Genomic DNA, 21,715 nt, shown 5'->3' with positions numbered 1-21,715 from the left:
GCGTGTCGAAGCGTGGCCTGCCAGCTTGCTGCTCCTGCGTGCCGCACCGGTACGCGATGCGGCGCCGCGCTGTGTGTCGTCTCTTCCAATGGCCTCATTGTCGGACGGTGCACAATCTGTTCCATGCGTTCTGCCGCTACGCATTAGCCAATCAGCCAATCAGCCGATGGCTGGAACACAGAGCGTCTTTGCGCTTTTGGGTAAACTTCCCCTTTTCAGGCGTGAGTACCAGCGGTTAGCGCACATTCAGCGCAAACACGCTCCGCCTTATTTTTTTCGACAGACCTTCACGATGACCAGGAAGTCCCCCGCGCCGGGTTCGGAGAGCCCCGATCCCTCCGCCAAACACGAGATCCGTCTCGGACAGTCGATCGAACTGCTGAAGGAACTCCATATCCTCACGCGCGACGGCAAGATGAATCAGGACAGCCGCCGCAAACTGAAGCAGGTCTACCACCTCTATCAGTTCATCGAACCGCTGCTCGCCGACGTGCATGCGCGCCAGGGAGCGGTATCGCTCGTGGATCACGGCGCGGGCAAGTCTTATCTCGGGTTCATTCTCTACGATCTGTTCTTCAAGACTCTGCGCGATCGGTCACACATCTTTGGAATCGAGACGCGTGAAGAACTGGTGAAAAAGTCAGAGGAATTGGCGGCCCGACTCGGGTTTACCGGGATGTCGTTCCTGAATCTGTCGGTGGCCGAATCAATGCATTCCGACCGCTTGCCGGCTTCGGTTGATGTCGTCACCGCGCTGCACGCATGCAATACCGCCACCGACGACGCCATCCAGTTCGCTCTGCAGAAGAAGGCGAAGTACATCGTGGTCGTGCCGTGCTGTCAGGCGGAAGTAGCCTCGGTGCTGCGCAAGAACAAGGGGCACTCGCTCGCGAAGAACGTGCTGACGGAAATGTGGCGGCATCCGCTGCACACGCGCGAATTCGGGAGTCAGATCACCAACGTGCTGCGCTGCCTGCAACTCGAATCGCACGGTTATCAGGTGAGCGTGACGGAACTCGTCGGCTGGGAGCACTCGATGAAGAACGAGTTGATCGTCGCGCAGTTCAAGGACTTGCCGCGCGGGCGGCCGGCGCAACGGCTGTCGGAAGTGCTCGAGACGCTCGGACTGGATGAGTTGCGCGAGCGTTTTTTCACGCCCGCGCATTGATCAGCTTTTATCGTTCATCCACGCATTGAGGCCGTCGGGGCCGAGGCGGCGCAGGGTGTCGATGTTGCGTTCGTAGATATCCGAGGCATCGGGAAAGGCCGCCACCGCGCGGTCGATGCTGGCCTCGCGCAGCAAGTGAAAGATCGGATAGGGCGCGCGGTTCGTGTAGTTGTCGATGTCGTCCGGCTCGCTGCCTTCGAACTGATAGTGCGGATGGAAACTCGCGATCTGCACTTCGCCCGCGAGTCCCATGTCGCCGAGCAGACGGTCGGCAAAGAACAGGGCGTCGTTGTACTCGGCGAAATCAGCGAAAGCGTGGGGCGTGATGAACAACGTCGTGTCGACGACATCCGGATCCGTCTCCTTCAGCAAACGAAGCTCTTCGGCCAGTTCCACGACGAGGTCGTCCACCGCGCGCGCCTCGCTCACCACGTAGCGGATCTGTTGCTTGACATGCACGCTCTTCGCGAACGGACAGAGATTCAGTCCGATCACTGCGCGCGTGAGCCAGTGCTGCGTTGCTGCGATGACGTCTTCGGAGGAACTGCCTGGCTTCATGCGTTTTCCTGTCCGGGTTGAGCCTTGCAGGCCGCGTTGATCAACATGCGCGCGATGCGCGGCGCCGCGACCAGCGGACCGGAGCCCGGGCCGTAAGTCTGACTGCTCGCATAGACGCCCTCGACCAGCAGCGCGAGGGAATCGGCGAGTTCATGCGGCTGGGCAGCCCCCGCCGCCGCCGAGATTTCGATAAGCCGATTCATCAGATATTTTTTATTGCGCTCGACCGGCTCGCGCGCCGCGTACTCCGGATCGCCGAATTCGCATGCGACGTTCAGGAACGGACAGCCGCGATAGTCGGGTGCGGACGCGCGCTTCACCAGATCGTCGAACGCCTGGATCAGCTGCTTGACCGGCTCGCCCGGATGCTTTTCGACGCTCGCTTCGAAGCGTCCCCGAAAGCGCTCGTCCATGCGGTCGAGATACGCCACCACCAGCTCGTCCTTCGATGCGAAGCGCCGGTACAGGCTCATCTTGTTGACGCCGGCGCGCTCCACGACCGCATCGACGCCGATGGCGCGAATACCGTCGCGATAAAACAGCTCCTGCGCGGCATCCAGCAACTGTTCCTGCGCCGTCGCGCCGTCCGTGCGGACACTGCGGCGGGCAGGGCCTTTGGGTTGTTCCGCGGATGTTCGTGTCAAAGTCGCTTCCTCGTCATGCGAACTGCATGCTTGACATGTTACAGATCGGTCACTAAGCTCGCAACTCTGATGTGACAGACCGGTAACGAGTGATGTCGTCCGGGGCAAAAATCAACGGAACCACGGATTGGAGCGGCGATGAATTGGGTAGCGAGGCGGCTGAACGGCCGGATGCATTACGGATGGATCGCGGTAGGCGTGGTGTTTTTCGTGCTGCTCGCCGCGGCGGGCACGCGGGCGACGCCGAGCGTCATGATGCTGCCGCTCGAAAAGCAGTTTGGCTGGTCGCGCGGCACGATTTCGCTGGCGATCTCGATCAATCTGGCGCTGTACGGCCTCGCCGGGCCGTTCGCCGCGGCGGCGATGCAGCGCTTCGGCGTGCGCCGCACAGTATTGACCGCGCTGACCACGCTGGCGGCGGGCGTCGCGCTCTCGTCGATGATGACCGCGCCCTGGCAAATGGTGCTGGTCTGGGGCGTGATGGTGGGCAGCGCGACGGGCGTCGCCGCGCTGACGCTCTCGGCGACCATCGTCAACCGCTGGTTCACCACGCATCGCGGTCTGGCGATGGGCATTCTCACCGCCAGCTCGGCCACCGGCCAGCTCGTGTTCCTGCCGTTCCTCGCGTCGATTTCCGAGCACTACGGCTGGCGTCCTGTCGTGTTCGTCGTCGCGGGCGCGGCGGTGATCGTGCTGCCGTTCGTCGCGTGGCTCCTGCCTGAACGGCCGGCGGATTTGTCGCTGCGTCCGGTCGGCGAGAAGGCCGATCTGCCGCCCGCCGCCATTTCCGCCCCGAAGAACCCGATCAAGGTCGCGTTCAGCACGCTCGGCATGGCCAGCAAGACGCGTGATTTCTGGCTGCTGTTCTTCAGCTTCTTCGTCTGCGGTGCGAGCACGAACGGCTATGTCGGCACGCATCTGATCGCCATGTGCTCGGACTACGGCATGACGCCGGTGCAGGGCGCCAGCCTGCTCGCGGCAATGGGCATCTTCGACCTGTTCGGCACGACGCTGTCCGGTTGGCTCTCCGATCGCTTCAATGCCCGCGTGCTGCTGTTCTGGTACTACGGGCTGCGCGGGCTGTCGCTGATCTACTTGCCGTATGCGTTCGGCATCGACTTCTTCGGCCTGCCGCTGTTCGCCGTGTTCTACGGTCTCGACTGGATCGCCACCGTGCCGCCGACCGTGCGCCTCGCCACCGATGTCTACGGCAAGGAAAGCGCGCCGATCGTGTTCGGCTGGGTCGTGGCGGGACATCAGCTGGGCGCGGCGTTCGCGGCGCTCGGCGGCGGGATGCTGCGTTCGAGTCTCGGCAGCTATACGGTCGCCACGATGATTTCGGGCGGGCTGTGCCTCGTCGCGGCGGTGATCGTGCTGCGCATCAATCGCGCGGGACGTGCGATGGGCGTGGCGGCGACTTGAAGTGGTGAAATGAAGCGGCTGCGCTTGACTTGATATCCTTGACGGCCTGCCTGTTTATCCAACCGTCAAGGACTCGAACCATGAACGCAAAACCCGCTCCGACCGATATCGACATCCACGAACTGATCGCCGGCCGCTGGAGTCCGCGCGCCTATTCCACGGAGCCGGTCGGTCGTGCGCAGCTGCATCAGGTGTTCGAAGCGGCGCGCTGGGCGCCTTCGTCAAGCAATCAGCAGCCGTGGCGTCTGATCGCGTTCGACCGTCAGCGCGACGAAGCCGCCTTTCAGCGCGCATTCGACACGCTCATGCCCGGCAACCAGAAGTGGAACGGCAACGTGCCGGTGCTGGTCTGCGTGACGGCCGCGACGCTCACGGCGAAGGGCGAGCCCAACCGCACGGCCGCCTACGACACGGGCGCGGCCGCGATGGCGCTGGTCCTGCAGGCGCACGCGCTCGGCCTGGCGGCGCATCAGATGGGCGGCTTCGACCGCGACGCGTTCCGCCAGGCGTTCTCGATTCCCGAGGATGTGCAGATCATCGCGATGGTGGCGATCGGTCATCACGGCGATGCCAGCCAGCTCGACGAGGCGTTGCAGGAGCGTGAAGCCGCACCGCGCGTGCGCAAGGCGCTCGGCGAGACGGTGTACGAAGGCGCGTGGAGCCGCGCGTTCGAATAAATCCCGCCGTGCCTTACCGCTCGTCCGCTGCCGACAGCGGACGAGCCACCTCTTCCAGCGACTTGCGCTCCGCCGCGACGCCCCAGATGCCGGCGACGACCGCAGCCGCGATCATCAGCACCGAGCCGATCAGATAGCCCGCGAACACGGCGCCGCGCTCGTGCGTGTCGATCAGATGCCCGAACAGCGCCGGCCCGATGATGCCGCCCAGCGCCGTGCCGAACGCATAGAACACGGCAATGGCGAGCGCCCGTATTTCCAGCGGGAAGGTTTCGCTGACTGTCAGGTACGCCGAACTCGCCGCCGCCGAGGCAAAGAAGAAGATCACCATCCACGCGATGGTCTGCGTCGTCACGTTCAGCATGCCGTGCATGAACATCCAGCCGCTGATGGTCAGCAGCACGCCGGACGTCGCATACGTGAACGCGATCATGCGGCGGCGGCCGAGCACGTCGAAGAGCTTGCCGAGCAGCACCGGCCCCAGGAAATTGCCGGCGGCGAACGGCAGCACGTACCAGCCGATGTGATCGCCGGGCACGTGATAGAAATCCGTCAGCACCAGCGCGTAGGTGAAGAATATGGCGTTGTAGAAGAACGCCTGGGCGGTCATCAGCGTGAGACCCACGAGCGAGCGGCTGCGATGCGCCTTGAAGAGCGTATGTACGACCTCGCTGAGCGGCGTGCCCTCGCGCGCGCGCAGGCGCAGCGGCTTGACGGGCGTGTCGGGAATCGTCACGCCATGCTGCCGGAAATGGGCCTCGATTTCCTCGACCACCTGCTTCGCTTCGTCCGCGCGATTGTGCGTGATGAGCCAGCGCGGGCTCTCCGGCACCCACATCCGCATGAAGAGGATCGTGAGCCCGAGCACCGCGCCGATCAGGAAGCACGCGCGCCAGCCCCAGTCGGGCGGCAGCAGGCCGGGGTCGAGCAGGACCAGCGATCCCGCCGCGCCGATGCCCGCGCCGATCCAGAACGTGCCGTTGATCGCCAGATCGGTCCAGCCGCGCAACCGGGCGGGCGTGAACTCCTGGATCGTCGAATTGATCGCGGTGTACTCGCCGCCGATGCCGGCGCCCGTGAGGAAGCGAAACAGCACGAAACTCGCGAGATCCCATGAGAACGCGGTGGCGGCGGTCGCGGCCGCGTAGAGGAACAGCGTGATGAAGAACAGCTTGCGGCGGCCGAGCCGGTCCGTCAGCCAGCCGAAACCCAGCGCGCCGAGCACCGCGCCCGCGATGTACGCACTGCCCGCAATGCCGACGTCGGCGTTCGAAAATTGCAGCGCCGGGCTGGTCTTCAGCGCGCTGGCGACGGCGCCCGCGAGCGTTACCTCGAGTCCGTCCAGCAGCCAGGTGATGCCGAGCGCGAGCACGATCAGCGTGTGGAAGCGTCCCCAGGGCAGGCGGTCGAGGCGCCCGGGCAGATCGGTTTCGATGATGCCTGGCTGCGTGGCGTGCTCCGTCGGTCGATCGTTCAAACGGTTCTCCTCGTCATTGTTTTGCTCATGTCGCCTGTCGTACGCCGCGAAAGCGCGGAAAAACGCAGGCGGCTTTCGAACGAGCAAGTTACATTCCGCTTTGTCGAATGAAGTCAACGGTTTAAAAATCTCCGGCCGCGGTTGATGCCTACCGGGGAACGTGTTAAAAACGCCGTCCATGTCCAACGCGGCGTCCTGGCGGACGTGGCTCAGCATCATGAATTTTTGCGCGATCGATTTCGGCACGTCGAATTCCGCCGTCGCCCTTCCGGACGGCCCCGCCATTCGGCTGGCGCCCGTCGAAGGAGAGGCGACGACGTTGCCCACCGCCGTCTTCTTCAACACCGACGAAAATAACCAGGCCTACGGACGCGCCGCGCTGGAGGCATACATCGACGGTTTCGACGGCCGCCTGATGCGCTCGATGAAGAGCATTCTCGGCTCGGCGCTCGCCGACAGCACGACGGATCTCGGCGACGGATCGGCCATCAAGTACACCGACGTCATCACGCTGTTCCTGCAGCACCTGAAGCAGAAGGCCCAGGCGATCGCCGGCGAGCCGCTGTCGCGCGCGGTGCTCGGCCGCCCGGTGTTCTTCGTCGACGACGATCCGCGCGCCGACAACCTGGCGCAGAAGCAGCTCGAGGCGTGCGCGCATGCCGTCGGCTTGCGCGAGATCCACTTCCAGTACGAACCAATTGCCGCCGCCTTCGATTACGAAGCCGGCCTGACGCAGGAAGGGCTCGTGCTGGTCGCGGATATCGGCGGCGGTACGTCGGACTTTTCGCTGGTGCGCGTTGGTCCGGAGCGCGCTCGCGAACTCGACCGCAAGAGCGACGTGCTCGCGCATCACGGCGTGCATGTCGCCGGCACGGATTTCGACCGCCGCGTCGAACTCGCGACCGTGCTGCGCGAGCTCGGTTATCAATCGCTCGATCCGCAAGGACGGGAAGTGCCGAGCCGCATCTATTTCGATCTCTCCACGTGGCATCTGATCAACACCGTCTACACGCCCAAGCGTGTCAGCGAGCTGCAGCTGATGCGCCATCTCTACCCGGAGGTGCGTCATCATGACCGCCTGATGCGCGTTGTTGATCGCCGGCTGGGGCACGCGCTCACCGCGCATGCGGAGGAGGCGAAGATCGAAGTCGCCGCGGGCGGGGCGACGGAAATCGACATGGAAGAGGTGGAGGAAGCGTTGCGCGTCGCCTTCGACGAAACGCGCTTGATCGAGGCGGGCGCGGAGGAAACGCGGCGCATCGTGGACGCCGCGCGCGAGACCATCCGGCGTGCGGGCGTCGCGGATACGGACGTCGGCGCCGTGTATTTCACAGGCGGGACGACCGGGCTGCGGTTCCTGTCGCAGGCTTTGGCGGCGGCGTTTCCTGCTGCGCAGCCGGTGTTCGGCGATCGCCTCGCCAGCGTGGCGAAGGGCCTCGGCATCTACGCACAGCGCGTTTTCGCGTGATTCCGCCTGAACGCGCGCCGCAAATAAAAAACCCCGCGCAGGCGGGGTTTTTTTACGAATCAGGCGGAACTTAGGCCGGCTTGATGTTCGCGGCTTGCTTGCCCTTCGGGCCAGTCTTCACTTCGTAGGTAACCTTCTGGTTTTCCTGAAGCGTCTTGAAGCCTTCGACACGGACTTCCGAGAAGTGCGCGAACAGATCTTCGCCGCCGCCATCCGGAGTGATGAAGCCAAAGCCCTTTGCGTCATTGAACCACTTGACGGTACCGGTTTCCATGTTACTTGTTCCAAAAAAATGATGAATAAGGCCGAAGCCCAGGGGTGCAAAAGATCAAGGAAGGGGCAATGGGGCCAACCGGAGTACCGTGATGGCGAACTCGAAAGAACCAATTCACTCGCCACTTGAAATCCTGCAAGAAGCTTTATACGGCGAAACCATTTCGCGGTCAATTAATATCCGACAACTCCAAGGGATTTTTTAACGCCATACGGATTTCAGCCGCGATGAGCGAAATCTTGTGCCGCATTGCACGAAAAAGAGGCAAAAAAAGGTGAAACTGCTCGCCCTCCGCACTGCATTCGAAAGGTGCAACCGTTAAACTACGCGACCATTTTCAAAGGGTTGCACCGGACATGCCGGGTTGGCGGGAATGATTCTGGCAACTGGTGCGGCCGCGGCCTGGCGCCGATCGAAAACCGGCCAAGCCGCAAGCAGCATGAGCGGCGCGAGACAACGGAGAAAAGAAGTGAAAAGTTCGATACAGAGAAACATCGGCCCGATGGCCCTGATGCTGACCGGTCTGGGATCCATCATCGGGTCGGGATGGCTCTTCGGGGCATGGAAGGCCGCCAAGATCGCTGGACCTGCCGCGATCGCCGCCTGGGTGATCGGCGCGATCGTCATCCTGGCGATCGCGTTGACGTATGCCGAACTGGGCGCCATGTTTCCCGAGTCCGGCGGCATGGTGCGCTACGCCCGCTATTCGCATGGCGCGCTCGTGGGTTTCGTCAGCGCGTGGGCGAACTGGATCGCGATCGTTTCGGTGATTCCGATCGAAGCCGAAGCCTCCATCCAGTACATGAGCACCTGGCCCTACGAATGGGCGCATGCACTGTTCGTCAACGAGTCGCTGACGCCGACCGGCATTGGCCTCTCGGCGTTGCTCGTGATCATCTACTTCATGCTGAACTACTGGGGCGTGAAGGTGTTCGCCCGTGCGAACTCGCTGATCACGGTCTTCAAGTTCCTCATCCCGGGCGCGACCATCGCGGGGCTGATCTTCGCCGGATTCCACCCGGAGAACTTCGGCACGTCGTCGACTTTCGCGCCTTATGGCTGGCCCGCGGTGCTGACCGCCGTCGCGACCAGCGGCATCGTGTTCAGCTTCAACGGTTTCCAGAGCCCGGTGAACCTCGCCGGCGAGGCACGCAACCCGGCGCGCAGCGTGCCGTTCGCGGTGATCGGCTCGATCGTGCTCGCGCTCGTGATCTACGTGCTGCTGCAGATCGCGTATATCGGCGCGGTGAATCCCGCTGATGTCGCGAAGGGCTGGGCGCATTTCAACTTCGCGTCGCCGTTTGCGGAACTGGCGCTGGCGCTCAACCTGAACTGGCTTGCCATCCTCCTGTATGTGGACGCCTTCGTCAGCCCGAGCGGCACCGGCACGACCTACATGGCGACGACCACCCGCATGATCTACGCGATGGAGCGCAACGGCACGATGCCGAAGATCTTCGGCAACGTGCATCCGTTTTACGGCGTGCCGCGTCCGGCGATGTGGTTCAACCTGTTCGTCGCGTTCATCTTCATGTTCTTCTTCCGTGGCTGGAGCTCGCTGGCCGCGGTGATTTCGGTGGCGACGGTGATCTCGTATCTGACGGGCCCGGTGAGCCTGATGGCGCTGCGCCGCGCGGCTCCGGACCTCGAGCGTCCGCTCAAGCTGCCGATGATGGGCGTGGTCGCGCCGTTCGCGTTCGTGTGCGCGTCGCTGGTGCTGTTCTGGGCGAAGTGGCCGCTCACCGGCGAAATCATTCTGCTGATGGTCGTCGCGCTGCCGGTGTACTTCTACTTCCAGGCCAAGGCGGGCTTCGCCGGCTGGGGACGCGATCTCAAGGCTGCGTGGTGGCTGGTGGCGTATCTGCCGTGCATGGCGGTGATGTCGCTGATCGGCAGCAGGGATTTTGGGGGTAGTGGATTGCTGCCGTACGGCTGGGATATGGCCGCAGTCGCTGTGCTGGCGCTGGTGTTCTACTACTGGGGCGTGCACACCGGATATCGCACCGCGTATCTCGACGAGCGCGAAAGCCGCGACGACGTCCTTCACGAAGTCGGCGCCTGAGCTTTCCGGCGCCTTGTAGCGAGACAGAAAACCGCCTGAGTGGCTGCTCAGGCGGTTTTTTTCATCATGCGTCCGAGAAGACGTAGTTCGTCATCGCCAGTGCGCGCTGGAAGGTTCCGAGCGACTGAATGCCGAGCGTGTAGTCATCCGCGGCGGCACCGAGCGCGCTGAACACCGGCAGCAGATGTTCGTCCGTCGGGTGCATCAGCGCCGCATGGGGCGCGCGCGCACGATAGTCGAGCAGCGCGTCGATGTCGCGTGCCGCCATGCGGTCCTCGAACCAGTCGGTGAATTCGGTGACGCGCGGATCGGCATCTTCGGGACGCGCGCTGAAATCGGCCATGCGCAGGTTGTGCGTGATCTGGCCGGAACCGACGATCATCACGCCCTCATCGCGCAGATCCCGCAGCGCCCGGCCCATGCCGAAATGATGCGCGGCGTCCAGGTGCGGCTGTATCGACAGCTGTGCGACCGGTACGTCAGCGTCCGGGAACATCAGCAGCAGGGGCACCCATGCGCCGTGATCCAGACCATGTTCGGTCGTCGCGGCGGGAATGCCCTGCGCGCCGAGCAAGGCGGCGGCGCGCTTCGCCAGATCGGGTGCGCCGGGCGCCGGGTAGCGCAGGTCGTACAGCGCACGCGGAAATCCGTAGAAGTCGTGGATGGTTTCCGGCCGCTCGGCGATGCTCGCAACCGGCTGCGCGGTGCCCCAGTGCGCCGACAGCATCAGGATCGCGCGCGGGCGCGGCAACGTCGCGCTCAGCGAGGCGAATTCGGCGGAAGGCATCGACGGGTCGATCGGCAGCGTCGGCGCGCCGTGGGAAATGAAGACGGTGGGTGTCGGGCTCATGACGGCAAGGTTCCTGTGGACTATGTCGTCAATGTAGGGCCGCTCGGGGCGTTAATAAACCTTCTGCAAGGCAACGGATTATGTCGCCACTGTTGCTAATAACGCACTAGTCGAGCGTTGCGCGCAATCCCTGCCACGCCGACGCAACCGGCTGCCCGAAGCCAAACAGATCGATGACGCGCGCCACGGTGTGGTCCACCATTTCGTCGATCGTCGCGGGCTTCTGATAGAACGCCGGCAACGGCGGAAAGATCACGCCGCCCATTTCCGTGACCGACGTCATGTTGCGCAGGTGCGCGAGGTTGAACGGCGTTTCCCGCACAAGCAGTACGAGTCGGCGCCGTTCCTTGAGGACGACATCGGCGGCGCGGGTAATCAGATTGTCAGAGAGACCGTGCGCGATGCTGCCGAGTGTGCGCATCGAGCAGGGCGCGACCACCATGCCGTCGGTGGCGAAGGAGCCGGAAGCGATGCTCGCGCCGACATCGCGCACGCTGTGTACGACATCCGCCCGCGCGTGGACGGCGGCGCGGTCGAGATCGAGTTCGTGCTGAATATTGAGCCAGCCGGCGCTGGAGACGAGCAGATGCGTCTCGACGCCGCCCAGGCGGCGCAGCATGTCGAGCAAACGCACGCCGTAGATGGCGCCTGTCGCCCCGGTGATTGCGACGATCAGGCGTCGCTGCGGGGCGGGCAGGCTGGTTGGCATCGGCGGGCGGGTGAGACTCAGGCGGCAGCGAAGAGCTGCTGCAGTTCGCCCGACTGATACATCTCCATCATGATGTCCGAGCCGCCGATGAACTCGCCGTTCACGTACAACTGCGGGATGGTCGGCCAGTTGGAGAACTGCTTGATGCCCTGACGGACGGCGTCGTCTTCGAGCACGTTGACGGTGGTGATCTTGTCGACGCCGCAGGCCTTCAGGACCTGGATGGCGCGGCCTGAGAAGCCGCACATCGGGAATTGCGCCGTGCCCTTCATGAAAAGCACGACGGGATTCGATTCGACGATCTGCTTGATATGTTCTTGCGTATCCATGGCGTTCCTGCGCGTGAAAGTCGGGGGACTGATGGTTGAAATGATAGCGGATTTCGCTTTTGAGAGCTGACGACGTCCGGCGCTTCAGGCCGTGAAAACGCCGCCCGTGCAGCGCTCGATGCCGGCGAGATCGCGCAGCGAATGCACGTCACTGAAGCCGCGCGCCTGCAGGAGACGCCGCACGGCGTCAGCCTGATCGTAGCCATGCTCAAGCCACAGCGTGCCGTTCACCGCGAGCAAGAACGGCGCTTTTTCGACAATCTCGCGAATCGCCGACAAACCGTCGGATTCGTCGGTCAGCGCGCCGCGCGGTTCAAAGCGCAGGTCGCCTTGTTCGAGATGCGGATCGCTGCTCGCGATATAGGGCGGATTGCTGACGATCGCCTCGAACAGCAGCGACGGTTCGAGGTTCGCCGTCCAGTCGCTTGCGACGAAGGTAACCGGACCGCCCGCGCGCGCGGCGTCGAGCAAACGCACGGCATTTGAGCGCGCGACGTCGAGCGCGGCCGGCGAGCGATCCACGGCCCACACCTTCGCATCGGGCCGCGCGTGTGCCAGCGACACCGCGATCGCGCCGCTGCCCGTGCCCAGATCGAGCACGCGCGGGTTCGGCGTGCCGGCAATGATGCCGAGCACGGTTTCCACCAGCAATTCGGTTTCCGGACGCGGAATCAGCACGTCGGGCGTGACCTCGAAGTCGAGGCCGAAGAATTCGCGCCTGCCGACCAGCTGCGCGATGGGCTCGCCATTCAGACGGCGCGCGACGAGCGCCTCGAAGCGCGCGACGGACGCGTCATCGAGCGGTTCCTGATCGCGCGTGATGAGTTCCGTGCGGCGCCAGCCGAGCACGTGCATCAGCAGCACGCGCGCGTCGAGCGGCGGCAGTCCGGACGCACGCAGCACGTCGGCCGCCGTGCTCACTCCGCTTCCCCGAGCGCCGCCAGCAATTCCGCCTGATGCTCGGAGACGAGCGCGCCGATCAGCTCGTCGATATCGCCGTCCATGATGTATTCGAGCTTGTAGAGCGTCAGGTTGATCCGGTGATCCGTCATGCGTCCTTGCGGGAAGTTGTAGGTGCGGATGCGTTCCGAGCGGTCGCCCGAGCCGATCAAGCTCTTGCGCGTCGCCGCTTCCTTGGCGTGCTGCTCGTGATACTGCTTGTCCTTGATGCGCGCGGCCAGCACCTTCAGCGCGCGGTCCTTGTTCTTGTGCTGCGAGCGGTCGTCCTGGCATTCGACGACGATGCCGGTCGGCAAGTGCGTGACGCGCACGGCCGAATCGGTCTTGTTGATGTGCTGCCCGCCCGCGCCCGACGCGCGGAACGTATCGATGCGCAGATCGGCCGGATTGATCACGACTTCGCTGATTTCATCGGCTTCCGGCATCACGGCGACGGTACACGCCGAAGTGTGGATGCGGCCTTGCGTTTCGGTCGCCGGCACGCGCTGCACGCGATGCCCGCCCGATTCGAACTTGAGCCGCGAATACGCGCCCTGTCCGGCGATGCGCACGATCACTTCCTTGTAGCCGCCGAGATCAGACACGCTCTCCGACATCGTCTCGGCGCTCCAGCGGTTGCGCTCGGCGTAACGCAGATACATGCGCAACAGGTCGCCCGCGAACAGCGCCGATTCATCGCCACCCGCGCCCGCACGGATTTCGATGAAGATGTTGCGCTCGTCGTTGGGGTCCTTCGGCAGCAGCATGGTCTGCAGATCGCCTTCGATGGTTGCCATGCGCTCGCGCGCCTCGCCGATCTCCTCCTCGGCGAAATCGCGCATCGACGGATCGGCGAGCAGTTCCTGCGCCGTGGCTTCATCGGTGAGCGCCTGCCGCCAGAGCGCGTATTGATCGACGATCGGGCTGATTTCCGCGTGCTCGCGCGTGAGCTTGCGATATTGGTCCATGTCGGACGTGACGTCCTCACGGCTCAACAGTTCATTGAGATCGACCTGCCGTCTGGCGAGCTGGTCGAGCTTGCTTTGCATGCTCGTTTTCATCGTGCGGAGTTGGCGCGGCGGGCGCCGGGAATGACTGCGATCAGGAAGCCGGCGCTGGCGGCGCGCGGCCTTGGAGAATAGCAAAGATGGAGCCGCTAACGGTCCGACGAATCGGCCTTGTCGCCGTGGCGGTAGAAGCCGCTCATCAGGTCGATGAGCTGGCTGCGTTCCTCGCTGCTCGCGCGATTGAGCGCGTGCGTGGGACCGTGGATCAGCTTGTTGGTGAGCGCCTGAGACAGCGCTTCGAGCACGGCCGCGGGGTCGTCGCCGCGCGACAGCATCTTGCGGGCGCGTTCCACTTCGGCGCGGCGCAATGCGTCGGCCTGCGTGTGCATGTGGCGGATGACCGGCACGATGCTGCGCGCATCCAGCCATTGCATGAAATTCTGCACCCGCGTTTCGATGATCGATTCCGCCTGCGCCACCGCCGCCTGACGCGATGCATTGCCTTCGCGCACGATGGCGCCGAGGTCGTCGACGGTGTAGAGGAATACGTCGTGCAGGTTGCCGATTTCCGGTTCGATGTCGCGCGGCACGGCCAGGTCGACCATGAAAATGGGCCGGTGGCGGCGCGCGCGCACGGCGCGCTCGACCGCGCCCAGTCCGATGATGGGCAGCGTCGACGCCGTGCACGACACGATGATGTCGAACTCGTGCATGCGCGCGGGCAGGTCGGACAGCGGAATGGCGCGGCCGTTGAAGCGGCCGGCGAGCTTCTCGCCGCGTTCGGCGGTGCGGTTCGCGACCACCAGTTCACGCGGATTCTGCGCGGCGAAATGGGTGGCGCACAGCTCGATCATCTCGCCCGCGCCGATGAACAGCACGCGCTGGCCGGAGATGTTCTCGAAGATGCGCTGCGCGAGGCGCACGGCGGCGGCGGCCATGGACACCGACTGCGCGCCGATTTCCGTGGTCGTGCGCACTTCCTTCGCGACCGCGAAGGTGCGCTGGAACAGCTGGTTCAGATAGGTGCCGAGCGCGCCGGCTTCCGAGGCCGTGCGCACCGCATCCTTCATCTGTCCGACGATCTGGGTTTCGCCGAGCACCATCGAGTCGAGGCCCGAGGCGACGCGGAAGGCATGGCGCACGGCTTCCGATTGCGGCAGCGCGTACACGTGCGGCGCGAGTTCGGGAACCGGGATGGCGTGATACTTCGACAGCCATTCGATGGCGGCTTCGCGGGCGGCGGAGTCGTCGGTGGCGCAGTAGAGTTCGGTGCGATTGCAGGTCGACAGGATGGCCGCTTCGGGCGAAACCTTCGCGAGCGGACCGAGCCAGATGTCTTTCAGCGCGCCCAGGGCGGGCTTGAGCTGTTCGAGCGGAAACGCCACGCGTTCGCGCAAGGCGACTGGCGCAGTGTGATGATTGATTCCGATCGTGAGGAGCTGCATTGTTTTAACGATGCTCTTGGCCTAAGCCGATGGCCTTTCAATAGCCCAATATTATAGCGTTTCGCGTGAATCTTCATTTATAGGGGCTATTTGACGCGCACGCGGTCCAAACCGGCTGAAAGCCTTGCGGGTATTGGCTGGCGCGGTCTGAGAGGCATGTGCGGCCCGACGCGGCTGATCGACGCACGAACGGTCTTTTCCCGCTTTTTGCCCGTCAGTCCGTAGTCTTGCCTTCGCCAAATCCGGCCCCTAAACTCAGCCTTCCACTTTCGAAGACCCCGGATCGCGCATGTTCGACTCTCCCCCTGTCTCACGCGGCCGCCCGGCGCTTGCCATGGAGCACGGCCGCTGATGGGCTGGCTCGGACTGATCTTCCTGGGTGCGGTGATCGGCGCCGCGAGCTGGTGGCTGCATCCGCTGCGGCGCGCGGGACGCGTCGGCCGCGGACCGGCGGGACGGATCTGGACGGCGGTTGCGGCTGGCATACTGGCGAGCATCGTGGCGCGCATGCTCGGCAACATCGTCGATCTTTATCACGACGGCGACACGCTCGAATGGCTCGCGTGCGCGGTCTTCGCGTTGCTCGTCGTGACGTTCACCGTCGGACTGGCGGCGCGCCGCTGATTTCTTTCCCGGCGGACAGCGGGCGATCCTCGCTGCCCGTCGCGCCCTCTGAAGTGCCAAAGGGCTTTCAAGCACGTTTCGAAGCAGGTGACCCCATGAACGATCGCATTGCAGATTCCGCCATTCCCGAGCCGTCCACGTTTGCGCGCCGCATCGATGCGCTGCGCCGCCAGATGGCGCTCGACCATCTCGCCGCCGTGCTCATTCCGTCCGCCGATCCGCATCTCTCCGAATATCTGCCGGAACGCTGGCAGGGACGGCAGTGGCTTTCCGGCTTTACGGGTTCGGTCGGCACGCTGGTCGTGACCGCGGATTTCGCGGGCGTCTGGGTCGACAGCCGCTACTGGACGCAGGCCGAAGCCCAACTGGCCGGAACCGGCATCGTGCTGATGAAGATGATGGCCGGTCAGCAGAGCGCGCCGCATGTCGAATGGCTCGCGGAGCACGTGCCGGAGGGCGAGACCGTGGCGGTGGACGGAACCGTGCTCGGCGTCGCGGCGGCGCGCGCGCTGGCCGATGCGCTCGACGCACGCGGCATCGTGCTGCGCACGGATCTCGATCTGCTCGAGGCCGTCTGGCCCGCGCGTCCGGGCCTGCCCGATGCACCCGTCTACGAACACGCGGCGCCGCATGCGAGCGTCGCGCGCGCCGACAAGCTGGCGCAATTGCGCGAGTCGATGCGCGCGAAAGGCGCTCAGTGGCATTTCGTGTCCACGCTCGACGATCTCGCATGGATCTTCAACCTGCGCGGCGGCGATGTGAGCTACAACCCGGTGTTCGTCGCGCATGCGCTGATCGGCGCCGATGACGCGACGCTCTTCGTCGCCGACGGCAAAGTGCCGGAAGCGTTGCAGCAATCGCTCGCGCGCGACCACGTGCGCGTCGCGCCGTATGCGGACGCGCCCGGCGCGCTGGGCGCGTTGCCCGCGGGCGCGACGCTGCTGATCGATCCGCGCCGCATCACGCATGGCTTGCTGGAGAAGGCGCCGTCGACGGTCACGATTGTCGAGGCGGTGAATCCGTCGACCTTCGCGAAGTCGCGCAAGACCGCGGCCGAAGCCGAGCACGTCCGCGCGACGATGGAGCAGGACGGCGCCGCACTCGCCGAATTCTTCGCATGGTTCGAGGGCGCGCTGGGCCGCGAGCGCATCACGGAACTCACCATCGACGAAAAGCTGACGGCGGCGCGCGCGCGCCGGCCGGGCTTCGTCACGCTGTCGTTCGGCACGATCGCGGGCTTCAATGCCAACGGCGCCATGCCGCATTACCGCGCAACCGAGGCCTCGCACGCGGTGATCGAGGGCAACGGGCTGTTGCTGATCGATTCGGGCGGCCAGTACCTGAGCGGCACGACCGATATCACGCGGGTCGTGCCGGTCGGCGAGATCACGGCGGAACACAAGCGCGACTTCACGGTCGTGCTGAAGGGCACGATGGCGCTTTCGCGCGCACGCTTTCCGCGCGGCATCCGCTCGCCGATGCTCGATTCGATCGCGCGCGCGCCGATCTGGGAAGCGGGCGCGGACTACGGCCATGGGACAGGCCACGGCGTCGGCTACTTCCTGAACGTGCACGAAGGTCCGCAGGTCATTTCCCACTACGCGCCCGCCGAACCGTGGACGGCGATGGAAGAGGGCATGATCACGTCGATCGAGCCGGGGCTTTACCGGCCGGGCAAGTGGGGCATCCGCATCGAGAATCTCGCGATGAACCGCGCCGCCGGGAAGACCGAGTTCGGCGATTTCCTCGAGTTCGAGACGCTGACCCTGTGTCCGATCGATACGCGCTGTATCGACCTGTCCTTGCTGCGCGAGGATGAACGCGCGTGGCTCAATGCCTATCACGAGACGGTGCGCAGGCGCGTGTCGCCGCATGTGTCGGGCGCGGCGCTGGCGTGGCTCGAGGCCCGCACTCAAGCCATATGACCAAAGGGAGCGTCGGACCATGGCCATCCAGGCAGTCGTGTTCGATTTCGGCGGCGTGCTGATCGACTGGAATCGGGATTATCTGTACCAGCAGCTGATCCCCGACGAAAGCGAGCGCCGCTGGTTTCTCGACAACGTCTGCAAGATGGAATGGGTCGTGCAGCAGGACGGCGGCCAGACCATTGAAGCGGGCACGGCCGAGCTGATCGCGCTTCATCCCGGACATGAAGCGTTGATTCGCGCCTTTTACGCGCGTTGGCCCGAGATGGTGGCGGGCGTGCTGGACGAGGGCGTCGCGCTGATGGAGCGGCTGGAGCGCGCGGACGTGCCGCTGTTCGGGCTCACCAACTGGTCGGCGGAAACCTTTCCTTATGCGTGGGAGCGTTTCGACGTGCTGCGCCGGTTTCGCGAAGTGGTCGTGTCGGGGCGCGTCGGGCTGGTGAAGCCCGATCCGCGCATCTTCGCGCTGATGTTCGACGAAATCGAAAAGCATCTGCCGGGCGTGCAGCCGTCCGAACTCGTCTTCATCGACGACAACCTCCACAACGCGCAGGCCGCGACCGCGCTTGGCTGGCATGGCATTCACCATACGGACGCATCAAGCACGGAAGCGCAATTGCGGGCGTTGAAGCTGGCGTTCTGATTGAACGAAGCGAAGCGCGCTACTGCCCCAAGAGGTTCTTCAGCGCGTTGCCGATTCCCCGCACGGTATCACCCGTGCCCTTCGCGACGCCTTCCACGCTCACGCCGAGCGCCTTCGCGAAACCCGCCGTCAGCTTCTTCGAGAGGCTTTCGCTCAGCGAGAACTTCGGATCGCGCAGATCGCCGTCGAGCACGAAATCGAGCTTGATCTGCTCCTTGCGGTCTTTCAGCGCGGCGATGGCGGCCTTGGTCGGGATCGAGAGAAAGGTGTCGAGCGGATTGCCCGAGTCGCTGATCTGCAGATGATTCAACACCAGCGAGCCGGGTGCGTGAATGCGGTTGTCCTTCACGGTGGCGTCCACGGTCATGTCGATGGTGCCGCCCGTCACCGCCGCGCGCGCGCCCGCCTTCTTCAAGAGATACGGATCGAGCGTCTGGACATCGACGGAACGCAGTGTCGCGCGCGTCTGCGAATCCTTGCTCGCAATGACCATCCAGCCGCCCCACGACACCGTGCCGGTATGCTGCGGACCCTTGATCGAGCCGGACATGGACAGGTCGGTGCGCTCGTTGAGCGCAGGCAGGTGAAGACGATCGATGGTCGCGCGCGCATCGCCGATCAGCACGCGATACGGCGGGTTCTGCACGGAGCTGTCGAAGAACTCCATCGAGCCGCGCTCGAACGAGACCCGGTCGATCACTTTTTCCTCTTGCGCGTGCTCGTCGGCCTGACTGTTGTCCGACTTTGCGTCGGCGGCGCGGGCGGTTTCCTTCAGACCGGGCAGGATGCGCACGCGGCCATTGGCGGAACGGACGATCGACAGATAGTAGTTGTCGACGCTCACACTGCGCAGGTGGATGGGGCGCGTGATGAGCGAGCGCATGTCGACGTCGAGCACGATGCGTTCGGCGCGCATCGCGTCGCCGGTGGGCCAGTCTTTCGGGCCGCGCAGGCGCACGCGTGACAGCGTCACGTGGCCGAAATCCACGTCGATCTCCTCGACCGACCCGTTTGGACCGAGCGTCTCGAGAATCCGCTCTTTCATCTGATGCACGACGAACAGCCATCCGCCGATCGCCACGACGACGAGCGCCACGATGATCCCGACTGCCCAAAGCGCTCCCCGCCGCGCGCCCGATCCCGCCATCTGCGTGTGTCTCCCGGAAGTCCTGCTGAAAAGTCGCCGCGCTGTGTAGTCTTGTCTGACAAAAAAGACTGGCGACCGCGTCCCCCACAGTCGCCACTTTCGCGCCGGATGTCGGTGCGCGCGCCCGCACAAGCGCGCGGGCGGCGCTGCGGGCTTAGCGCGTGATCGGCTTGTAGCGCAGGCGCTTCGGCTTGGCGGCTTCCTCGCCGAGACGCTTGCGCTTGTCGGCCTCGTATTCCTGATAGTTGCCGTCGAAGAACTCGACGTGCGAGTCGCCTTCGAACGCCAGGATATGCGTCGCGATGCGGTCGAGGAACCAGCGATCGTGCGAGATCACCATCACGGAGCCGGCGAATTCGAGCAGCGCGTCTTCGAGCGCGCGCAGCGTTTCGACGTCGAGATCGTTCGACGGTTCGTCGAGCAGCAGCACGTTGCCGCCGGCGATCAGCGTCTTCGCCAGATGCAGGCGTCCGCGTTCGCCGCCCGACAGGTTGCCGACGATCTTCTGCTGGTCGCTGCCCTTGAAGTTGAAGCGGCCGATATACGCGCGCGACGGCGTTTCGTACTTGCCGACGGTCAGGACATCCGCGCCGCCCGAGATTTCCTCGAACACGGTCTTGTCGCCGCCGAGCGCGTCGCGGCTCTGGTCGACGTAGGCGAGCCTGACGGTCGGACCCTTGACGATTTCGCCCGAATCCGGCTGCTCCTTGCCGGTCAGCATGCGGAACAGCGTGGACTTGCCGGCGCCGTTCGGCCCGATGATGCCGACGATCGCGCCCGCCGGAATCTTCATGCTCAGGTCGTCGATCAGCAGGCGGTCGCCATAGGACTTGCTGACGTTCTTGAACTCGATGACTTCATTGCCGAGACGGTCGCCGACCGGAATGAAGATTTCCTGCGTTTCGTTGCGCTTCTGGTATTCCTGGCTATTGAGTTCCTCGAAGCGGGCGATACGCGCCTTCGACTTCGCCTGACGGCCTTTCGGGTTCTGGCGCACCCATTCGAGTTCTTTCTTGATGGCCTTCTGACGCGCGGATTCGCTGGATTCTTCCTGCTTCAGGCGGTCTTCCTTCTGGTCGAGCCAGCTCGAATAGTTGCCCTTCCACGGGATGCCGTGGCCGCGGTCGAGTTCGAGAATCCACTCGGCGGCGTTGTCGAGGAAGTAGCGGTCGTGGGTCACCGCGACGACGGTGCCGGGATAGCGCGTCAGGAACTGCTCGAGCCATTCGACGGATTCGGCGTCGAGGTGGTTGGTCGGTTCGTCGAGCAGCAGCATGTCGGGCTTTTGCAGCAGCAGCTTGCAGAGCGCGACGCGGCGCTTCTCGCCGCCCGACAGATGTTCGATCTTCGCGTCCCAGGCCGGCAGGCGCAGTGCGTCGGCGGCGACTTCGAGCTGCTGCTCGGGGCTGCCGCCGTCGCTGGTCGAGAGGATGGCTTCGTACTTCGCCTGTTCGGCGGCGAGCTGGTCGAAGTCGGCGTCGGGTTCGGCGTAGGCGGCGTAGATTTCATCGAGCTTCTTCTGCGCCTGGAAGACGTCGCCGAGACCTTCCTCGACCGCTTCGCGCACGGTCTGCTGCGGATCCAGTTGCGGCTCCTGCGGCAGATAGCCGATGTTGAGGTTGGGCATCGGCGTGGCTTCGCCTTCGATGTCGCGATCGACGCCCGCCATGATCCGGATCAGCGTGGACTTGCCGGAACCGTTCAGGCCGAGCAGGCCGATCTTCGCGCCCGGAAAGAACGACAGGGAAATGTCTTTCAGGATCTGACGCTTCGGCGGCACGATCTTGCCGACGCGGTTCATGGTGAAGACGTATTGGGCCATGTGGATGTCTTGGGTGGTCGTCTGGTGAGAAGTGCGGCTGCCGCGCGCGTGCGGTGCGGCAGCCGATGCTGTCCGGCGGCGCGGGAAGGTGGCGCCGCCCGCGCGCGGTGCGCGGCGGGCTGAAGCGTCATTGTACTTCGCGAGGCGATCCGCTATTGCCAGCGCGCGACGCCGCCGTGACGCGAGCAGGTGCCGCTGTGATGCCGGCTGAAACTGTAGGAACCGTCGCGGCACTGGGCGGTGGCGCCGGCGGGCACGTTGCCGGAACGGGAGCGCGCGGGCGCGTGAACGGTGTCGCCGTCGCGGTTGGTGTAGTGGCCGTGGCTGTCGAGATCGGATTCGTCGGGTTGCTGCGGGTAGGGGAGATTCTGGTAGGCGAAGGCGGCCGGCGTCCAGATGAGGCTGGCGGCGATGAGCCAGGCGGCGTAGATGCGGGCGGGGAAGTGTCTCTTCTTCATTGTTTTTCTCTGCTTGTTGTTGTGGGTGGCGCAGATGCGTGGCGCAGGCTGGGGCTGCCTCGTTCGT

At 64.5% G+C, this 21,715-nt stretch carries 21 protein-coding genes; 8 read left to right on the top strand and 13 right to left on the bottom strand.

The genetic code is table 11. The features are described 5' to 3' along the window. The first annotated feature begins 292 nt into the window (after nucleotides 1–292). On the top strand, nucleotides 293–1,168 hold the full coding sequence (locus QCE64_RS11280; protein WP_310003817.1) for an SAM-dependent methyltransferase: 876 nt from the start codon (nucleotides 293–295) through the stop codon (nucleotides 1,166–1,168). Here the strand turns inward: QCE64_RS11280 and QCE64_RS11275 are convergent, their stop codons facing one another. Further along, nucleotides 1,169–1,726 (bottom strand): DUF1415 domain-containing protein, encoded by a 558-nt coding sequence (locus QCE64_RS11275; protein WP_310003815.1) that lies wholly within the window; start codon nucleotides 1,724–1,726, stop codon nucleotides 1,169–1,171. It abuts the gene before it with no gap. After that, nucleotides 1,723–2,370 (bottom strand): TetR/AcrR family transcriptional regulator, encoded by a 648-nt coding sequence (locus QCE64_RS11270; RefSeq protein WP_310003812.1) that lies wholly within the window; start codon nucleotides 2,368–2,370, stop codon nucleotides 1,723–1,725. Before QCE64_RS11270 ends, QCE64_RS11275 begins: the two co-directional genes overlap by 4 nt. A gap of 138 nt (nucleotides 2,371–2,508) precedes the next feature. Between QCE64_RS11270 and QCE64_RS11265 the strand changes: the two genes are divergently transcribed. Then, nucleotides 2,509–3,792: an MFS transporter gene (locus tag QCE64_RS11265; RefSeq protein WP_309918699.1), complete on the top strand. Its 1,284-nt coding sequence runs from the start codon at nucleotides 2,509–2,511 to the stop codon at nucleotides 3,790–3,792. Nucleotides 3,793–3,872: 80 nt separating this feature from the next. Next, the gene (locus QCE64_RS11260; protein WP_310003809.1) at nucleotides 3,873–4,469 is read left to right on the top strand and encodes a nitroreductase family protein; all 597 of its coding nucleotides are present in this window, start codon (nucleotides 3,873–3,875) and stop codon (nucleotides 4,467–4,469) included. A gap of 13 nt (nucleotides 4,470–4,482) precedes the next feature. Here QCE64_RS11260 and QCE64_RS11255 read toward each other — a convergent pair whose 3' ends face one another. After that, on the bottom strand, nucleotides 4,483–5,946 hold the full coding sequence (locus QCE64_RS11255) for an MFS transporter (protein ID WP_310003807.1): 1,464 nt from the start codon (nucleotides 5,944–5,946) through the stop codon (nucleotides 4,483–4,485). A 217-nt stretch (nucleotides 5,947–6,163) separates the two neighbouring features. On the opposite strand from QCE64_RS11255, the gene QCE64_RS11250 reads away from it, so the two are divergent. Next, a complete protein-coding gene (locus QCE64_RS11250; RefSeq protein ID WP_310003806.1) occupies nucleotides 6,164–7,414 on the top strand; it encodes an Hsp70 family protein in 1,251 nt (416 codons plus the stop codon). 70 nt (nucleotides 7,415–7,484) lie between these two features. On the opposite strand, the gene QCE64_RS11245 is transcribed toward QCE64_RS11250, so the two are convergent. Further along, complete coding sequence (locus QCE64_RS11245; protein WP_309810134.1) at nucleotides 7,485–7,688, bottom strand: cold-shock protein; 204 nt, start codon at nucleotides 7,686–7,688, stop codon at nucleotides 7,485–7,487. A 469-nt stretch (nucleotides 7,689–8,157) separates the two neighbouring features. On the opposite strand from QCE64_RS11245, the gene QCE64_RS11240 reads away from it, so the two are divergent. Beyond that, on the top strand, nucleotides 8,158–9,750 hold the full coding sequence (locus QCE64_RS11240; protein WP_310003804.1) for an APC family permease: 1,593 nt from the start codon (nucleotides 8,158–8,160) through the stop codon (nucleotides 9,748–9,750). A gap of 64 nt (nucleotides 9,751–9,814) precedes the next feature. Here the strand turns inward: QCE64_RS11240 and QCE64_RS11235 are convergent, their stop codons facing one another. From QCE64_RS11235 to hemA, 6 genes are all read right to left on the bottom strand, one after another. Beyond that, entirely contained in the window at nucleotides 9,815–10,600 is a 786-nt protein-coding gene (locus tag QCE64_RS11235) for a class III extradiol ring-cleavage dioxygenase (protein ID WP_309918684.1), read from the bottom strand. 106 nt (nucleotides 10,601–10,706) lie between these two features. Further along, the gene (locus tag QCE64_RS11230) at nucleotides 10,707–11,309 is read right to left on the bottom strand and encodes a UbiX family flavin prenyltransferase (RefSeq protein ID WP_309918681.1); all 603 of its coding nucleotides are present in this window, start codon (nucleotides 11,307–11,309) and stop codon (nucleotides 10,707–10,709) included. Between the two features lie 17 nt (nucleotides 11,310–11,326). Then, a complete protein-coding gene (gene grxD, locus QCE64_RS11225) occupies nucleotides 11,327–11,638 on the bottom strand; it encodes a Grx4 family monothiol glutaredoxin (RefSeq protein WP_309810121.1) in 312 nt (103 codons plus the stop codon). Between the two features lie 84 nt (nucleotides 11,639–11,722). Beyond that, entirely contained in the window at nucleotides 11,723–12,559 is an 837-nt protein-coding gene (gene prmC / locus QCE64_RS11220; RefSeq protein WP_310003802.1) for a peptide chain release factor N(5)-glutamine methyltransferase, read from the bottom strand. Beyond that, nucleotides 12,556–13,638, bottom strand: a complete 1,083-nt coding sequence (gene prfA / locus QCE64_RS11215) for a peptide chain release factor 1 (protein WP_309918675.1) — start codon at nucleotides 13,636–13,638, stop codon at nucleotides 12,556–12,558. The genes prmC and prfA overlap by 4 nt, the downstream gene beginning before the upstream one ends. Nucleotides 13,639–13,733: 95 nt before the next feature. After that, nucleotides 13,734–15,029: a glutamyl-tRNA reductase gene (hemA, locus tag QCE64_RS11210; RefSeq protein ID WP_309931100.1), complete on the bottom strand. Its 1,296-nt coding sequence runs from the start codon at nucleotides 15,027–15,029 to the stop codon at nucleotides 13,734–13,736. A gap of 351 nt (nucleotides 15,030–15,380) precedes the next feature. On the opposite strand from hemA, the gene QCE64_RS11205 reads away from it, so the two are divergent. From QCE64_RS11205 to QCE64_RS11195, 3 genes are all read left to right on the top strand, one after another. After that, nucleotides 15,381–15,653, top strand: a complete 273-nt coding sequence (locus tag QCE64_RS11205) for a hypothetical protein (protein WP_309918669.1) — start codon at nucleotides 15,381–15,383, stop codon at nucleotides 15,651–15,653. Nucleotides 15,654–15,748: 95 nt separating this feature from the next. Continuing rightward, nucleotides 15,749–17,578, top strand: a complete 1,830-nt coding sequence (locus QCE64_RS11200; RefSeq protein ID WP_310003800.1) for an aminopeptidase P family protein — start codon at nucleotides 15,749–15,751, stop codon at nucleotides 17,576–17,578. Between the two features lie 19 nt (nucleotides 17,579–17,597). Beyond that, nucleotides 17,598–18,221, top strand: a complete 624-nt coding sequence (locus QCE64_RS11195; RefSeq protein WP_310003798.1) for an HAD family phosphatase — start codon at nucleotides 17,598–17,600, stop codon at nucleotides 18,219–18,221. Between the two features lie 19 nt (nucleotides 18,222–18,240). Here the strand turns inward: QCE64_RS11195 and QCE64_RS11190 are convergent, their stop codons facing one another. From QCE64_RS11190 to QCE64_RS11180, 3 genes are all read right to left on the bottom strand, one after another. Beyond that, nucleotides 18,241–19,368: a DUF748 domain-containing protein gene (locus QCE64_RS11190; protein WP_309918663.1), complete on the bottom strand. Its 1,128-nt coding sequence runs from the start codon at nucleotides 19,366–19,368 to the stop codon at nucleotides 18,241–18,243. A 154-nt stretch (nucleotides 19,369–19,522) separates the two neighbouring features. Next, on the bottom strand, nucleotides 19,523–21,190 hold the full coding sequence (gene ettA / locus QCE64_RS11185; RefSeq protein ID WP_309810097.1) for an energy-dependent translational throttle protein EttA: 1,668 nt from the start codon (nucleotides 21,188–21,190) through the stop codon (nucleotides 19,523–19,525). A 152-nt stretch (nucleotides 21,191–21,342) separates the two neighbouring features. Next, entirely contained in the window at nucleotides 21,343–21,648 is a 306-nt protein-coding gene (locus QCE64_RS11180; RefSeq protein WP_309931094.1) for a DUF3761 domain-containing protein, read from the bottom strand. Between the last annotated feature and the right edge of the window lie 67 nt (nucleotides 21,649–21,715).

Source organism: Caballeronia sp. LZ043 (assembly GCF_031451075.1).
Classification (GTDB): Bacteria; Pseudomonadota; Gammaproteobacteria; order Burkholderiales; family Burkholderiaceae; genus Caballeronia.
This window is presented reverse-complemented; position numbering and strand designations above follow the sequence as displayed.

Bases quoted from the DNA above. Each gene is read 5' to 3' on its own strand.
- QCE64_RS11190 (WP_309918663.1), bottom strand. From the start codon at position 19,368: ATGGCGGGATCGGGCGCGCGGCGGGGAGCGCTTTGGGCAGTCGGGATC.
- QCE64_RS11280 (WP_310003817.1), top strand. From the start codon at position 293: ATGACCAGGAAGTCCCCCGCGCCGGGTTCGGAGAGCCCCGATCCCTCC.
- prfA (WP_309918675.1), bottom strand. From the start codon at position 13,638: ATGAAAACGAGCATGCAAAGCAAGCTCGACCAGCTCGCCAGACGGCAG.
- QCE64_RS11205 (WP_309918669.1), top strand. From the start codon at position 15,381: ATGGGCTGGCTCGGACTGATCTTCCTGGGTGCGGTGATCGGCGCCGCG.
- QCE64_RS11275 (WP_310003815.1), bottom strand. From the start codon at position 1,726: ATGAAGCCAGGCAGTTCCTCCGAAGACGTCATCGCAGCAACGCAGCAC.
- QCE64_RS11260 (WP_310003809.1), top strand. From the start codon at position 3,873: ATGAACGCAAAACCCGCTCCGACCGATATCGACATCCACGAACTGATC.
- grxD (WP_309810121.1), bottom strand. From the start codon at position 11,638: ATGGATACGCAAGAACATATCAAGCAGATCGTCGAATCGAATCCCGTC.
- QCE64_RS11245 (WP_309810134.1), bottom strand. From the start codon at position 7,688: ATGGAAACCGGTACCGTCAAGTGGTTCAATGACGCAAAGGGCTTTGGC.
- QCE64_RS11235 (WP_309918684.1), bottom strand. From the start codon at position 10,600: ATGAGCCCGACACCCACCGTCTTCATTTCCCACGGCGCGCCGACGCTG.
- hemA (WP_309931100.1), bottom strand. From the start codon at position 15,029: ATGCAGCTCCTCACGATCGGAATCAATCATCACACTGCGCCAGTCGCC.
- QCE64_RS11230 (WP_309918681.1), bottom strand. From the start codon at position 11,309: ATGCCAACCAGCCTGCCCGCCCCGCAGCGACGCCTGATCGTCGCAATC.
- QCE64_RS11265 (WP_309918699.1), top strand. From the start codon at position 2,509: ATGAATTGGGTAGCGAGGCGGCTGAACGGCCGGATGCATTACGGATGG.
- QCE64_RS11200 (WP_310003800.1), top strand. From the start codon at position 15,749: ATGAACGATCGCATTGCAGATTCCGCCATTCCCGAGCCGTCCACGTTT.
- QCE64_RS11250 (WP_310003806.1), top strand. From the start codon at position 6,164: ATGAATTTTTGCGCGATCGATTTCGGCACGTCGAATTCCGCCGTCGCC.
- QCE64_RS11195 (WP_310003798.1), top strand. From the start codon at position 17,598: ATGGCCATCCAGGCAGTCGTGTTCGATTTCGGCGGCGTGCTGATCGAC.
- ettA (WP_309810097.1), bottom strand. From the start codon at position 21,190: ATGGCCCAATACGTCTTCACCATGAACCGCGTCGGCAAGATCGTGCCG.
- QCE64_RS11180 (WP_309931094.1), bottom strand. From the start codon at position 21,648: ATGAAGAAGAGACACTTCCCCGCCCGCATCTACGCCGCCTGGCTCATC.